The 14,897-nt window shown below is 55.3% G+C and carries 16 protein-coding genes; 14 read left to right on the top strand and 2 right to left on the bottom strand.

Translation table 11 applies throughout. The features are described 5' to 3' along the window. Positions 1-24: 24 nt before the first annotated feature. The 8 genes from C2U68_RS19470 to C2U68_RS19440 all read left to right on the top strand — a co-directional run bounded on the left by C2U68_RS19470 (position 25) and on the right by C2U68_RS19440 (position 7,525). Positions 25-585 (top strand): chemotaxis protein CheW, encoded by a 561-nt coding sequence (locus tag C2U68_RS19470; protein WP_140914131.1) that lies wholly within the window; start codon positions 25-27, stop codon positions 583-585. 10 nt (positions 586-595) lie between these two features. Next, entirely contained in the window at positions 596-1,435 is an 840-nt protein-coding gene (locus C2U68_RS19465) for a CheR family methyltransferase (protein ID WP_140914130.1), read from the top strand. Positions 1,436-1,448: 13 nt separating this feature from the next. Then, complete coding sequence (locus tag C2U68_RS21345) at positions 1,449-1,940, top strand: chemotaxis protein CheD (RefSeq protein WP_186289678.1); 492 nt, start codon at positions 1,449-1,451, stop codon at positions 1,938-1,940. Between the two features lie 12 nt (positions 1,941-1,952). Then, on the top strand, positions 1,953-3,041 hold the full coding sequence (locus C2U68_RS19460; RefSeq protein ID WP_186289677.1) for a chemotaxis response regulator protein-glutamate methylesterase: 1,089 nt from the start codon (positions 1,953-1,955) through the stop codon (positions 3,039-3,041). A 71-nt stretch (positions 3,042-3,112) separates the two neighbouring features. Next, on the top strand, positions 3,113-3,553 hold the full coding sequence (locus C2U68_RS19455; protein WP_140914129.1) for a VOC family protein: 441 nt from the start codon (positions 3,113-3,115) through the stop codon (positions 3,551-3,553). An 11-nt stretch (positions 3,554-3,564) separates the two neighbouring features. Then, positions 3,565-4,695, top strand: coding sequence for a radical SAM family heme chaperone HemW (gene hemW, locus C2U68_RS19450; RefSeq protein ID WP_186289676.1), 1,131 nt, complete (start codon positions 3,565-3,567; stop codon positions 4,693-4,695). Positions 4,696-4,852: 157 nt separating this feature from the next. Beyond that, the gene (gene pyrE / locus C2U68_RS19445) at positions 4,853-5,491 is read left to right on the top strand and encodes an orotate phosphoribosyltransferase (protein WP_140914139.1); all 639 of its coding nucleotides are present in this window, start codon (positions 4,853-4,855) and stop codon (positions 5,489-5,491) included. Positions 5,492-5,593: 102 nt separating this feature from the next. Then, a complete protein-coding gene (locus tag C2U68_RS19440) occupies positions 5,594-7,525 on the top strand; it encodes a dynamin family protein (RefSeq protein WP_140914127.1) in 1,932 nt (643 codons plus the stop codon). A 28-nt stretch (positions 7,526-7,553) separates the two neighbouring features. Here C2U68_RS19440 and ampD read toward each other — a convergent pair whose 3' ends face one another. Continuing rightward, a complete protein-coding gene (gene ampD, locus C2U68_RS19435) occupies positions 7,554-8,096 on the bottom strand; it encodes a 1,6-anhydro-N-acetylmuramyl-L-alanine amidase AmpD (protein ID WP_140914126.1) in 543 nt (180 codons plus the stop codon). A 100-nt stretch (positions 8,097-8,196) separates the two neighbouring features. Here ampD and nadC point away from each other — a divergent pair, with 100 nt between their 5' ends. Continuing rightward, positions 8,197-9,024 (top strand): carboxylating nicotinate-nucleotide diphosphorylase, encoded by an 828-nt coding sequence (nadC, locus tag C2U68_RS19430; RefSeq protein WP_140914125.1) that lies wholly within the window; start codon positions 8,197-8,199, stop codon positions 9,022-9,024. A gap of 19 nt (positions 9,025-9,043) precedes the next feature. On the opposite strand, the gene C2U68_RS19425 is transcribed toward nadC, so the two are convergent. After that, positions 9,044-9,556, bottom strand: coding sequence for a hypothetical protein (locus C2U68_RS19425; protein ID WP_140914124.1), 513 nt, complete (start codon positions 9,554-9,556; stop codon positions 9,044-9,046). 245 nt (positions 9,557-9,801) lie between these two features. On the opposite strand from C2U68_RS19425, the gene C2U68_RS19420 reads away from it, so the two are divergent. The 5 genes from C2U68_RS19420 (at position 9,802) to C2U68_RS19400 (ending at position 14,895) form a co-directional block, all read left to right on the top strand. Further along, a complete protein-coding gene (locus C2U68_RS19420) occupies positions 9,802-10,404 on the top strand; it encodes a peroxiredoxin (RefSeq protein WP_140914123.1) in 603 nt (200 codons plus the stop codon). A gap of 164 nt (positions 10,405-10,568) precedes the next feature. After that, entirely contained in the window at positions 10,569-11,168 is a 600-nt protein-coding gene (locus tag C2U68_RS19415) for an NTP transferase domain-containing protein (RefSeq protein ID WP_260839411.1), read from the top strand. An 8-nt stretch (positions 11,169-11,176) separates the two neighbouring features. After that, the gene (locus C2U68_RS19410; protein ID WP_140914122.1) at positions 11,177-11,971 is read left to right on the top strand and encodes an XdhC family protein; all 795 of its coding nucleotides are present in this window, start codon (positions 11,177-11,179) and stop codon (positions 11,969-11,971) included. Positions 11,972-12,073: 102 nt separating this feature from the next. Next, a complete protein-coding gene (locus C2U68_RS19405) occupies positions 12,074-12,541 on the top strand; it encodes a (2Fe-2S)-binding protein (protein ID WP_140914121.1) in 468 nt (155 codons plus the stop codon). Further along, positions 12,538-14,895 carry a xanthine dehydrogenase family protein molybdopterin-binding subunit gene (locus tag C2U68_RS19400; protein WP_140914120.1) on the top strand — a complete coding sequence of 786 codons (2,358 nt, stop codon included), beginning with the start codon at positions 12,538-12,540 and terminating at the stop codon, positions 14,893-14,895. The genes C2U68_RS19405 and C2U68_RS19400 overlap by 4 nt, the downstream gene beginning before the upstream one ends. Positions 14,896-14,897: the final 2 nt, after the last annotated feature.

Genomic DNA, 14,897 nt, shown 5'->3' with positions numbered 1-14,897 from the left:
TTCGAACGTTTCTAGGAGGTCGGCATGGGTGCAATCGCGACAACATCAAGCCAACTGCCGGTGGCAGTAGAGTCCGTAGCTACTGCAGGCCAGTATTTGACATTTGTCCTTGGCGGCGAGGTTTACGCGCTGGGGATTTTGAATATCAAGGAAATTATCGATTACGGCCAACTGACCGAAGTACCGATGATGCCGTCTTTTGTACGCGGCGTGATCAATCTGCGCGGTAGCGTGGTGCCGGTAATCGACTTGTTGGCCCGATTCGGCAAAGGTGCAACTCAAATTGCCAAGCGTACCGGTATCGTGATCGTCGAGACGGCAACGAGCGACCAGGAAGACGAGCATAGCCAGGATATCGGCATCATCGTCGACGCGGTCAACGAGGTGGTGGATATCGGTAATCAGGATATCGAACCACCGCCAAGTTTCGGCGCCGGTATCCGGCCGGATTTCATTAATGGCATGGCAAAGTGCGATAGCAGTTTCGTAATTTTGTTGAACGTTAACAAAGTGCTATCGGTGGATGAAATGGCCGCACTGGGGCAGACGGTTTCCGGGTTTGCTCAGGAAGGAATAGCCGATTAGGGAGGACGCAATGGCGGCCATTAGTCATCAATCCGGGTCGGCTCCTGTCTTGCAACAACATGAGTTTGTCTGGATCAAGGATTTTTTATACAAGCGCGCGGGAATCGTGCTCAACGACAATAAGCAGGCGATGGTGGTTGGGCGTTTGGAAAAACGCCTACGCCATCATGGCTTGACCAGCTATACCGAATATTTTCGTTTGTTCGGCCGGCCAGGATTCGAAAACGAAACCACGATGGCGATCGATTTATTGACCACGAACGAAACGTATTTTTTTCGTGAACCCAAGCATTTCGAATACTTGACTCAGCATATTCTGCCGAATCACTCGCCTAGTAGGACGTTCAGAGTCTGGAGTGCGGCCAGCTCGAGCGGTGAGGAAGCTTACACCTTGGCGATGTTGTTGGCCGATCATGCCCGGCTAGGGCCATGGGAAATCGTCGGGACCGACATTTCCAACCGGATTTTGGAGAAGGCCAGGCGGGGATTGTATCCAACTCACGGCTCGGAAAAGATTCCGCCATCGTTGCTTAAAAAATATTGTTTGAAAGGTACCGGCGAGTTCGACGGATATTTTTTGATCGATCCGGCTTTGCGCAAGCATGTCAAATTTATCTATGCCAATTTGATTGGAAACTTGCCCAAGATGGAGATGTTCGACGTGATTTTTCTACGTAATGTCATGATTTACTTCGATATGGAAACCAAACAACGTTTGCTTGAGCGAATTACTAAATATTTGTTGCCGGGTGGTTACTTTTACGTCAGCCACTCCGAATCGTTGAACGGTATGAAAACCGATTTGCAGATAGTGACGCCATCCATCTACCGCAAGCCGGTAGAAGCTTGATTTTAGGAGAGGCATGAGCAAGCCGGAATTTTTTCTGGAGATTTTTTTACAACCGGGGGAACTGTATTTCGGCGACAGGGAGACCAGAATTCGCACGGTTTTGGGTTCTTGCGTTGCAATCACATTGTGGCACCCCGCATTGCATATCGGCGGCATGTGCCATTTTATGTTGCCGGGAAGCCGGCGCCAGCAACGGTCCAACGAGTTGGACGGGCGTTACGCAGATGAAGCGGTATTGATGTTTATGCATGAGTTGCGGAAGTCCAAAACTTCGCCAAAGGATTACGAAGTAAAAGTGTTCGGCGGAGGGGACCAGTTCCCCGGACAAGCCAAGCCTAACCGGCTCAGCGTTTCCGATAACAATGTGATAGCCGCTAGGGAATTGCTGGCACATCATGGCTTTAAGATCAAAGCGGAGCACTTGGGCGGAACCGGTCACCGCAATGTGATTTTCGATTTGTGGAGCGGCCATGTCTGGATGAAGCACGTTTCGAAAGGGGCTTGAGCGAGTGAGAATATGAGCGAGAAGAAAATCAGAGTGCTGATCGTCGACGATTCGGCGGTTGTGCGCCAAGTGTTGACGCAAATTCTAAGTAAGTCGGCCGATATCGATGTCATCGGTTCGGTATCCGACCCGATTTTTGCGATGGCAAAAATGAATCAGGACTGGCCTGATGTGGTTGTGCTGGATGTGGAAATGCCGCGAATGGACGGTATTACCTTCCTGAAGAAGATTATGTCGGTTAGGCCGACGCCGGTGGTAATTTGCTCGACGTTGACTGAAAAAGGTGCCGAGACGACGATGCAAGCGCTGTCTGCAGGCGCTACCGGTATCGTGACCAAACCGAAAGCCGGCTTAAAGTCGTTTTTGGAGGACGACTGCGGCGATATCGTTCACGCCGTCAAAGCAGCGGCAATGACCGATATGCGGCGCATGAAAGCGATGACGATGGCCTCTCACGCGAAGCCGGTGAAAACCATGGACTCGGCCGCAACCGGAACGGTAGGCGTCGGGCATGCCTCGGCGATGGCTGCCACTACCGACCGGCTGGTTGCAATCGGCACGTCGACCGGCGGAACCCAGGCTTTGGAAGTGGTTTTGACTCAGTTGTCCCGGATCGCGCCGGGAATTGTGATCGTACAGCATATGCCGGAGAAGTTTACCGGCGCCTTTGCCGCCCGACTTAACAGTATTTGCGAAATTGAAGTCAAAGAAGCCGTCAGCGGTGACCGGGTAATACCGGGGCGGGCCTTGATTGCACCGGGCGGCAAACATATGTCGATATTGCGTAGTGGTGCCCAATACGTGGTCGAAGTCCAGGACGGGCCGTTGGTCAATCGGCATCGGCCGTCGGTGGATGTGTTGTTTCGTTCGGTAGCGAAATGGGCCGGTAAAAATGCGTTTGGAATCATTATGACCGGTATGGGGGACGACGGCGCGCGCGGTTTGAAAGAAATGCACTCGGCCGGAGCCCGCACAGCAGGCCAGGATGAAAAAACCTGCGTGGTCTACGGCATGCCCAGAGAAGCGGTGAAGTTGGGCGCTGTGCAGCAAGAAGTGCCGTTGCAAGCGATCGCCGGCCTGATCGAGCAATACGGCAAGTAAATCCGTTCAAAAAATACAAATTTCGTTTCCGTCTCGGTCATAATTGCCGTTTTATTGCCGGGACCGTAAGCATGCGTTATTTACACACTATGGTGAGGGTGCGAGACCTTGCCGAATCGCTGGATTTTTATTGCAATAAGCTGGGTTTGACGGAAATTCGGCGGCTGGATAACGAGTCAGGCCGGTTTACTTTAGTGTATTTGGCTGCGCCGTTAGATCGGGAACGCGGCGGCGCGAACGGTGCTCCACTGTTGGAATTGACCTATAACTGGGATGCTGAGGATTACACCGGCGGCCGCAATTTCGGCCATCTGGCGTTCGAAGTCGACGACATCTACGCAAGCTGCCAAAAGCTGGCGGATCAAGGTGTCACCATCAACCGCCCGCCGCGGGATGGCTTTATGGCCTTCATTCGTTCGCCGGACCAGATTTCCATCGAGTTGCTGCAAAAAGGCGCCGCGTTGCCCCCGCAAGAGCCCTGGGTCTCTATGGCGAATACCGGGGTTTGGTAAGGCATACACCTTTGCTACCCTTAGGTCTGTACATTCATTTTCCGTGGTGCATCCGCAAATGTCCTTATTGCGACTTCAATTCCCACGCCGTCAAACAACCAATCCCTGAACAGCTTTACGTCGATGCCTTGCTGGCCGACTTGCAAGCGGATTTGAATTTGCTGGCAACGCCGCGCGAAATCGCAAGTATTTTTATGGGCGGAGGTACACCCAGCTTGTTTTCGCCGGACGCGCTCAACCGCTTGTTCGCCGGGATAAGAGAGCTGGCAGGGCTGGCCACCGATTGCGAGATCACGCTCGAAGCCAATCCGGGAACCTTCGAGAGCGCCAAATTTGCCGAATTCCGCGCTTTGGGCATCAACCGCTTGTCTGTGGGCATCCAAACTTTTTCTGACCGTCACTTACAAGTTCTGGGAAGGGTACACTCCTCCGCGGAAGCCATGGCGGCATCGGAGATTGCGATTCAGGCAGGGTTCGACAATTTCAATCTGGATCTGATGTTCGGTTTGCCGGAACAAAGTCCCGACCAGATGCTGGCTGATGTGCAAACCGCGATCAATCTGGCGCCGACGCATATTTCGTTTTATCAGTTGACGTTGGAACCCAATACCTACTTCCACAAATTTCCGCCGCAATTGCCGGACGGCGACGAGATATTCGCCGCGCAGAAGCGTTGCCAGAGCTTATTAGCAGATCACGGTTTTCAACAGTACGAAGTTTCGGCTTACGCCCAGGTTGGACGGCAATCCCGCCACAATAAAAACTATTGGCAATTCGGCGATTACTTGGGGATTGGCGCCGGCGCCCACGGCAAAATCAGTCGCCGTTTGCCGGACGATATCGTACGTACCGTCAAACCAAGGAGTCCGGAGCAGTATTTGCGCCGCGATTGGACGGCAATCGCGGAGCCGATAGCGGTCGGCCAATTGCCACTGGAGTTCTTGATGAATCAATTGCGCTTGAAAGCCGGTTTCGATTTGGCGCACTTTCGCGCAGCCACCGGATTAACGGCAGTCAGCTTGCAGCCTGGATTGTCGCTATGTCTGCAGCAAGGCCTTTTGAGTCGACAAGAAAACCACTACGCTTGTACCGAGCGAGGCTGGGATCTGTTGGATTTGGTCCTAGAAAAATTTATCGATTAAAGGGGTGCGGTTATAATTGGCAGCCCGGATCTTTTGTTACTAGTATCCCGTTCGGGCTGAGCAGTTCTAAGCCCAAGGCGGTTCTAACTTGACATGCTCAGCCCGAACGGAATTCAAGGCCCGGGCAACAATGCCACTAACTCGTAATATTCCTACCATGCTCGATTACCAGAAACAGTTTATTCAGTACGCTTTGGCGTGCGGTGTACTGAAATTCGGCGAATTTCAATTAAAGTCGGGGCGGATCAGCCCTTATTTTTTTAATACCGGTTTATTCAATACCGGCGCCCAACTCGATAAGTTGGGCCAATTTTACGCGCAAACCTTGATTAACGCCGGGGTCGAAGTCGATGTGCTGTACGGCCCGGCGTATAAGGGCATCCCGTTGGTCAGCACGACGTCGATCGCTTATTCCCGGTTAAAAGCGGATATTCCGTTTGCCTTTAACCGCAAAGAAGCCAAAGACCATGGCGAGGGCGGCACCCTGGTCGGTGCACCACTGCAAGGCAAGGTCTGGATTCTGGACGACGTGATTACCGCCGGGACTTCGGTGCGGGAATCGGTAGACATTATTCGTGCGGCCGGCGCCACTGTGGCCGGCGTGGTTATCGCGTTGGACCGCCAGGAAAAAGGCCAGAACGAATTGTCGGCAGTGCAGGAAGTCTCGGCTCAATTCGATATTCCGGTGCTGGCAATTATCGGTTTGGCGGACATCATCGAGTTTATTAATCAAGAGCCGGCATTTGCCGGGAAATTGCCGGTGATTCGCGCTTACCGCCAACAATACGGAATTTGAGCCGCGACGCGAGTTACCGGCGAAATGCTTGTGGATTATTGGTCTACACTTAGCCGTTATTATTAGCCCTTACATCGAGTACAGTCAGCACAAAGGCGAGCAATGAGAACTCTGGAATTTAAAGAACAGTTGCACGAATACACGCATTGGCGTGAACAACTGATTCAAGGCATCGAGATGTATCGCGACTGGCGCAATCGGTATCGGTTTAACGACCCGCAAAGCACCGATACGTTGCTGAATATTTTGCAGGGCTTGCATAACGACCGTGTGACGCTGGCGTTCGTCGCCGAGTTTTCCCGCGGCAAAACCGAATTGATCAACTCACTATTCTTCGCCGAAACCGGCGTACGCCTGCTGCCGTCCTCGCCGGGGCGCACGACGATGTCGCCCACCGAATTGTTTTGGGACGAGAAAGGCGGCAGTTACATCCGGTTGTTGAATATTGAAAGCCGTTTGGAAGACATTTCGCTGATGGACTACAAGCGTAACCCGGATCGGTGGACCCAAATCGATTTGAATTGCGACTCGCCAACCCAGATGCAGGAAGCCTTCCGCGAGTTGATTGCGACCAAAAAAGTGTCCAAGGATATGGCCGACAAACTCGGGCTCTGGAACGAACGCGAAGCCGCCGAACAGGGCATCATCAACCCGGAAGCCGTGGAAGTCCCGTGCTGGCGTCACGCGATGATCAGCTTTCCGCATCCCTTGCTGAAGGAGGGATTGTGTATTCTGGATACCCCAGGCCTTAACGCATTGGGTACCGAGCCGGAGTTGACCCTGAGCATGTTGCCCAGCGCCCAGGCCATCGTTTTCGTGTTGGCGGCCGATACCGGTGTGACCAAAAGCGATTTGGAAATGTGGAAGAGCCACGTTTGCAGTTCCCGCGGTAACCGTCGCCAGGGCTTAGCGGTGGTGATGAATAAAATCGATTCGATGTGGGACGACTTGGCCGGAGAAACCGGTTACGAAGCCGCGATCCAGAAGCAGATCGAAACGTCGGCGACAATTCTAAACCTGGAAAAAGACGTGATTTTCCCGGTGTCCGCCAAGCAGGCATTGCTGGCAAAAGTCAAAGGCGACGAAGCCTTGTTGGAAAAAAGTCGGCTGCGGCAATTGGAGAACTACCTTTCCGAAGACATTTTGAATCAGCGTCGCGATATCCTGAAAGGCGTTGTGGACAAAGAGATCGGTTTCTTGATCAGCGAATCGGTCAAGCTGATGGATGCCAAGATCAATCACGCCCAGAAGCAGTTGGAAGAATTCAAGCAGGTCGATTTCGAAAATCAGGAGTTGACCGGCAAGTTGATGGCGGAAACCCGCGATCGGCAAAACACTTATATGGCGAATATCGAGAACTTTCAGGCCAGTCGCAAAGTGTTTGCCGTTCAGGCGAAAATGCTGATCGATTCGTTCGCAAAAGAGAAAATCGACGAGATCATTCGCCGTACCAAAGAGGATATGAGCAAAAGCCTGACTACCTACGGCATGAAACAGAACATGCGCAAGTTGTTCGACGAGTTGCGCGACTTATTGCAGGATTCGGTGGATTTAACCGAGGAGACCCGGCGCCTGATCAAGGCAATTCACAAGAAATTCCAGGACGAATACGGTTTCAAGGAAATCGAGCCGCAGCTGTTTTCGATCAAACAGCATCAATTTGAATTGGAGCAGATTTTCGAGGAAGGCGAGGCGTTTCGCAATAGCGCCCGAACGACGATGACTGAGCAGAGCGTCGTGGTAAACAAGCTTTACAGCACGCTGATCGCCAAAGCCCGCAACATATTGCAGCAGGCGCAACGCGACGCCGTAACCTGGAGCAACAGCGTATTGTCGCCGTTGATGCACCAGATCAAAGACCACAAAAAGCAGATCGAAAGTCGGTTGATCATGCTGCGCAAAATTAACGAATCCAAAGGCGGTTTGGCGGAAAGTATCGCCCAATTGGAAGCCGAGTTGGGGCCGTTGCAAACCCAGTATCAGGAATTGCTGGACATCATGAAATCGGTGCATTTGGCGCCGCCCTCCGACTAGCTGTTTCGGCAGCGACTCGGCTATTGCGTCAGTTCAGTAAATCGTAAAAACGTTGCCAGTCGAACAATGGGCCGGGGTCGGCCTTGCGTAGCGGGGCAATGTCGCTGTGGCCGGCAATTCTTTGCGCCGATAAGCCAGGGTAGGTTGCCAGTAAGGTTTTGACTGCTTTGGCTAATTGTATGTACTGCGCGTCGGTGTAAGGTTGGGTTACCGAGCCTTCCAGCTCGATACCGATAGAGAAATCGTTACACCGTTCGCGGCCTTGATAATTCGAAACTCCGGCATGCCAGGCGCGGCGGTTGAAGGGTACATATTGCCGGATGCTGCCGTCGCGACGGATCAGCAAGTGAGCGGACACCTGCAGTTGGTAAATTGCCTGGAAATAAGGATCGCTGTCGGGGTCCAGCTGGTTGCAGAACAATTGATCGATATAGGGGCCGCCGAATTGTTCCGGCGGCAAGCTGATGCAGTGAATGACCAGTAGCGAGATGTCTTGCGCATCAGGCCTGTCGTCGCAGTTCGGCGATGGGACTTGGTGGGCTTGGTCCAGGTAATGGTCTTGAATTTTCATCGATCTCGCTCAGGCAATCGCGGCATTGTACAGCGCCAGACCGAACCTCGGTCACGGCTTTGTTTATAATGTAGCTTCGTTTCAGACAATTCGATACGCCATGCAACCCGATCCTGCAGAAATTGACCGCTTTTTAGCCGAAGATATCGGCGATGGCGATTTGACCGCCAATATCATTCCCGAAGCGATACAAGCTAGCGCGACAGTTGTCACTCGCGAGGGCATGGTGTTATGCGGTGGCGCTTGGTTCGATGCCGTGTTCGAACGGCTTAGCCCGCAGTTGATGATCGAATGGGTGGTTAGCGACGGCGATTGGGTGGCCGCCGACACGGTACTTTGCCGCCTGAGCGGTCCGGCGAGAGCTCTGTTGACTGGAGAGCGTACTGCGCTGAATTTACTGCAAACCCTGTCCGCCACAGCCAGCGTCGCCCGCGAATATGCCAATGCGGTGGCGGGCACCGGCTGTAAGGTGCTGGATACGCGCAAAACCTTGCCCGGCTTGCGGCTGGCGCAAAAATACGCGGTGCAGTGCGGCGGTTGTTTCAATCACCGGATCGGCTTGTTCGATGCCATTTTGATCAAGGAAAACCACATTTTGGCCGCCGGGTCCATAGCGGAAGCGGTGCGTGAAGCCAGGAGTCAGGCAAACGTGCCGGTAGAGGTTGAGGTGGAAAATCTGGACGAGCTTGAGCAGGCTTTGGCCGCAAGGCCCGATAGGGTGATGTTGGACAATTTTAGCGTGGCGGAACTGGTGGCGGCGGTCAGTCGCAATCAAGGCCAAGTCGAATTGGAAGCTTCCGGCAATATCACGCTGCAAAATATCCGTAGTGTCGCTGAGACCGGAGTCGATTTTATTTCGATCGGCGCACTGACCAAAAATATCAAAGCGGTGGATTTATCGATGCGCATCGACATGCGCATCGGCTGATCCGATCTCGCAAGTTTGGTCAGTTGACCGCGTTCAGCATCTCGTTTTCGTAGAGCCGCAATTTTTTCCAGTTGGCGAATTTGCTGTCGTCGAATTGCGCATCGTGGTCGATGGCGTGTTCGTAGCAGCTACGGAACAGGCGAGCGGTTCTGAAGGCATGCAATTCGTCGTCTGCAGTGACCGTTTCGACATTGCCTACCTGGAAGGTTTTGTTGCGGGATTTGCTGTCTTTGACCCAGAACACCGTGTAACAAAGATAGCTTTTGTCCTTCCGATGGTCGAATTTGATTGTTCTGGAAACGCCGGTCACGCCGGTGGTTGTTTTATTTTTCGGCGGTTTCAAGAAACGGGTCTTACTGCCTTTCAGCACCACCAGCATCTGGTCGCGCCAAGTGATGGCGGCCTTCAGTGACTTGGTTTTGCTGCCCCACAATTTGTGAGAAAAATAACGGCTGCTCTCTTTGCCGCGGCGGACGATGCGGACTTGAAAGCCGAATGCGTCGGGTTCAGTGATGTGTTTTACTTTTGCCATACGTTGTAAACCAGGTGTTTGACAACAGCCCGCATAATGGTGAATAACAATGTACGCAGACCGTCTGTTATTTATGTAAGCCGTGGATTACACGTTAGCGCGAAATTTACTGTCTTGCAAGCGGAATTTGATGGGATTATTGGCCGATTACCAACTATTTTAGTGTAGAATAGGGTTCAGCCTTCTCGCAGAGGCGGAAAAAAGGTCTTAACCTTCTGTTTTATAAATAAATATGGAGAAATTCGATGAGCGTTTTAGTAGGTAAGCAAGCCCCTGATTTTACAGTTCCTGCGGTGTTGGGCGATGGCCAAATTGTTGATTCTTTCAGCTTTTCTGAAGCAACTCGTGGCAAGTATGCGGTACTTTTCTTCTATCCGCTGGACTTCACTTTCGTTTGCCCTAGCGAATTGATCGCTTTGGATCACCGTATCGACGAATTCAAAAGCCGCGGCGTCGAAGTCATCGGCGTTTCCATCGATTCGCATTTCACCCACAACGCCTGGCGTAACACTCCGGTCAACCAAGGCGGTATCGGCCCGGTCCGTTATACTCTGGCGGCCGACCTGAAACACACGATCGCACAAGACTACGATGTCGAATCCGAAGGCGGCGTCGCCTATCGCGGTAGCTTCCTGATCGATAAGGCCGGCGTAGTACGTCACCAAGTCGTTAACGATTTGCCGCTGGGCCGCAACTTCGACGAAATGTTGCGCATGGTGGATGCGTTACAATTCCACGAAGAGCATGGCGAAGTCTGCCCGGCTGGTTGGAACAAAGGCGATGCCGGTATGAATGCCAACCCAGCGGGTGTGGCTGAATATCTGAGCAAAAATGCTGACAAGTTGTAAGCGTTAGCCGGCATCGAAAAGCAGGGCGTATCGTTTCGGCGATACGCCTTTTTTTTGCCTCGCAAAATTTGCAGCGGTGGCAAACCAACCCTACAAACAAAAGTTGAACCCAGCCGAATTATTGCTTGCCTGTCTGACCAATGCTAAGGTGCCGCGAATGGCATGTGATTCGACTCGACCTTAAACGGCGGATGGCGCAAATTACCGGAATACTACTGGCGGCGGGAGCGAGCCGGCGCTTCGGCGGCGATAAACTCAGTTATACCCTTCCCAACGGCTCAGCCGTTGCCGAGCAAGCGTGTCGTAATTTAGGTCAAGCCGTGGATCGGGTGTTAGCCGTGGTGCGTCCAGGGGCCGATATTGTCGCCGAGGCGCTGAAAGCAGCTGGAGCTCGGGTTGTGGTCTGCGCAGAAGCCGATAGCGGCATGGGCGCCAGTTTGGCTTGCGGGGTTGCGGCCAGCGCCGATGCCGATGCCTGGCTGGTCGCGTTAGCGGACATGCCGTGGATTGCGCCGCAAACCGTTGCTTCGGTAGCGGATGCGTTGCGAAACGGCGCTGCAATCGCTGCTCCCTGCCGACAAGGCCGGCGCGGCCATCCGGTCGGATTTGCCCGGCATTTGGTCGCCGATTTGCTCGCTTTGCATGGCGATAACGGGGCGAAGAGCGTAATCGAGCGCTACCGGGCGCAATTGCAATTGGTCGAAGTCGCCGATCCCGGTATTCTGCGCGATATCGATACGCCGACCGATCTTATCCAACTATAAAAAACCGCGTGATTCCCGACATACTCGACTTGCAACTTTCGTTGCGCAAACAACGCCAGCCTTATGCCTTGGCTACCGTCACCGAAATTCTGGGTTCGTCATCGGCAAAGCCGGCGGCGAAGGCGTTGTTGGATCACAACGGCAAGGTCTTGGCCGGTTGGGTTGGCGGCGGCTGCGCGCAGTCCATGGTGGCCCGAGCCGCATTGGAGTGTCTGAAAACGGGAGAGCCGTGCGTGATCGATATCGATTTGAACGACGAAATATTCGGCGCCGGCATGCCTTGCGGCGGCGCGATGCGGGTGTACGTGGAGCCGGTGCTGCCCAAGCCGCAGCTTTGGTTGCTGGGCCACGGCCGCATCGTCGAGGCGGTGTGCGAATTTGCCCATCGGCTTGGCTTCGACGTGATCGTCGACGACCCGCAAGCTTGCGCCGACCGCTTCCCGGCTGCGACCAGGCTGATCGATGACGATGTCCGTTACCGCCAACTTCAGCCCGGTTCTGGCGATTTCGTTGTGATCGCAACCCACCACAAAGGCGATTACGATGCGCTGAGCCAAGCGTTGCATTCCCAAGCCTGTTACATCGCGCTGGTTTCCAGCCGGAAAAGGGCGAAATTGGTGCTGGATCGGCTGGCTGGCGAGGGCTTCTCCCAGGCTACATTAGCCGCAGTCAGAGCGCCGGCCGGCCTGGATTTGGCGGCGAAATCGCCGGAAGAGATCGCCTTGTCCATCGTCAGCGAAATGGTCGCGATTCGTCGCGGCGGTAGCGGCTCGCCGCTGAGTCGGGCCATAGCGCCGGCCTGATCCGCCGACCTTTACCGGCCGCAAGCCGGCGTGTAACATCCTCGGCCAATTCCGGTGTAGCTACGATTCTTACCGCGTCCAACGAACCCAGGGGAGTGCCAGATGACCATACTTAACATCAACGGCAAAAGCCGAAAAACCCAGTTGTCGCCAGACACGCCGCTACTATGGCTGTTACGCGACGAATTGGGCTTGACCGGCACCAAGTTCGGTTGCGGTATCGCTATGTGCGGAGCCTGTACCGTACATATGGACGGCCAGCCGATCCGCGCCTGTGTAACGCCGATTTCGGCAGCGGAGGGCAAAGCCATTGTCACGATCGAAGCCATCGGTCAGGACGCTACCGGCAAAAAAGTTCAAGAAACCTGGCTTGAGCTGTGCGTGCCGCAATGCGGATATTGCCAATCGGGCCAGATCATGGCCGCGACTGCATTGCTGAAGCAAAAGCCGCAGCCCGACGATGCCGACATCGACAAAGCCATGAGCGGCAATATCTGCCGTTGCGGTACCTACCCTAGAATCAGGGCCGCGATCAAACAGGTCGCTGCTAAAGCGGAGGTGCAGCCATGAACCGTTTGGCTCAGGATCTTGAGACTTCCGGCGTCAGCCCGGCCGACATCGATGGCTTTGAAATTGCCAACATCAGCCGCCGCGAGTTTTTGAAGGATTTAGCCTTGACCGGCTTGGTGTTGGCGGCCGGGGTGCCGCAGCTTTTGCAAGCCGACGAAACCGCCGCACCGGCGCAAGCCGAAAAGTTCGGCGCCGAGGCGATGCCGCATGGCTGGGTCGATAATCCTTTGGTATTCGTCGCGATTGCCGCCGACGGCGCCGTGACCATCGTCTGCCACCGCTCGGAAATGGGTCAGGGGGTGCGCACCAGTCTGCCGATGGTGGTCGCCGACGAAATGGAAGCCGATTGGGAGCGGGTCAAGGTGGTGCAAGCGCCCGGCGACGAGGTGCGCTTCGGCAACCAGGATACCGACGGCTCGCGCAGCACCCGCCACTTTTTTCAGCCGATGCGCCGGGTTGGCGCCGCCGCTCGGCAGATGCTGGAAACCGCAGCGGCCCGACATTGGCGGGTGACGATCAGCGAAGTGCGGGCCGAGCGCCACGCCGTTTTGCATATACCGACCGGCCGCACCCTGGATTACGGCGCATTGGCCAAGGCTGCCGCGAAGTTGCCGGTACCGGCGCGCGATAGTCTGCGCTTGAAAACTGCCGACCAGTTTCGTTACATCGGCAAGGGCAAGCAAGGTTTGTACGACGGTCGAGACATTGTGTCCGGCGCGGCGCAATACGGTATCGATATTCAGTTGAAAGATATGCTGTATGCCGTTGCCGCGCGGCCGCCGGTGCTGGGCGGTAAAGTGGTGAGCTACGACGCCAGCGCGGCCTTGAAAGTCCCCGGCGTGGTTAAAGTCGTGGAGTTGCCGAGCAGTCCGTTGCCGGCCGATTTCAATCCGCTGGGCGGCGTTGCGGTGATTGCGCGCAATACCTGGGCGGCGATCCAGGGCCGTAAGGCCTTGAAGATCGAATGGGACCACGGACCGCACGCCGGCTACGATTCCGCCGCCTACAAGGCCGAATTGGAGGCAGCGGTGCGGGCGCCGGGCAAAGTGGTGCGGAACGAGGGCGACGTGGATATAGCGTTGCAAAATGCGGCCAAACGCCTGGAAGCCGAATATTACGCGCCGCATCTGGCGCAGGCGCCGATGGAGCCGCCGGCCGCGACGGTGCGTATCGCCAACGGCGCCTGCGAAGTCTGGACCTGCACCCAAGCGCCGCAACTGACTCGCGAGCGCGTCGCCAAATGGTTGAAGTTGCCGGTGGCGAAAGTCACGGTGCACGTCACGCTGCTCGGCGGCGGATTCGGCCGCAAGTCCAAACCGGACTACGTGATCGAAGCGGCTTTGTTGTCCAAGGCAATGCGCGGCAAGCCGGTGAAGATGACTTGGACTCGCGAAGACGATCTGCGCCATTCCTATTTCCATACCGTGTCGCTGGAGCGGCTGGAGGCCGGCCTGGATGCCGCCGGCAAGCCGGTGGCTTGGCTGCACCGCACCGCGGCGCCGTCGATCTCGTCGACCTTCGGTCCCGACAGCAAACAGCAGATGCCGGTGGAACTGGGCATGGGCGTTATCAATAACCCGTTCGCGATTCCGAACTTGCGGATCGAAAATCCGCCGGCCGCCGCGCATACCCGGATCGGCTGGTTTCGTTCGGTGTCGAATATTCCGCGCGCGTTCGCGATTCAATCCTTCGTCGCCGAACTGGCCGCCGCGGCCGGACGCGACCACCGCGATTTTCTGCTGGAGCTGCTTGGCCCGGATCGCCGGATCGATCCGCGCGACCTGAAAGACATGTGGAACCAGGGCGAATCACCGGTTTTGTATCCGCTGGATACCGGGCGTTTGCGGCGGGTGATCGAAACCGCAAGCCGCGAGTCCGGCTGGGGCCGGCCGGCTCAAGCCGGCCGCGGTTTGGGGCTGGCGGCGCATTACAGCTTCGTTACCTACGTGGCGGTGGTGGTTGACGTTGCCGTCGATGTCGGCGGCAAACTCAGCATTCCGCGGGTCGATATCGCCGTGGATTGCGGGCCGCAAGTCAATCCGGAACGGATTCGCTCGCAATTGGAGGGGGCCTGCATCATGGGCGTCAGCTTGGCGACGCTGGGCGAGATCAGCTTCAAGGACGGTGCGGTAGTGCAGGATAATTTTCATACCTACCAATTGACCCGGATCGACGATGCCCCGCGCGAAATTCGGGTGCATTTGCTGCCGTCGGCGGAATACGACGCGCCGCTCGGTGGCGTCGGCGAACCCGGCGTGCCGCCGATCGCGCCGGCCTTGTGCAATGCGATTTTCGCCGCCACCGGCCAGCGCATCCGCGAGTTACCGATTCGCGACCAATTGTTGAAGGATTGAAG

The organism is Methylomonas koyamae, assembly GCF_006483455.1.
In the GTDB taxonomy this organism is placed as follows: domain Bacteria; phylum Pseudomonadota; class Gammaproteobacteria; order Methylococcales; family Methylomonadaceae; genus Methylomonas; species Methylomonas koyamae_B.
The sequence above is the reverse complement of the archived record's forward strand: the minus strand, read 5'-3'. Positions and strand labels throughout refer to the sequence as shown.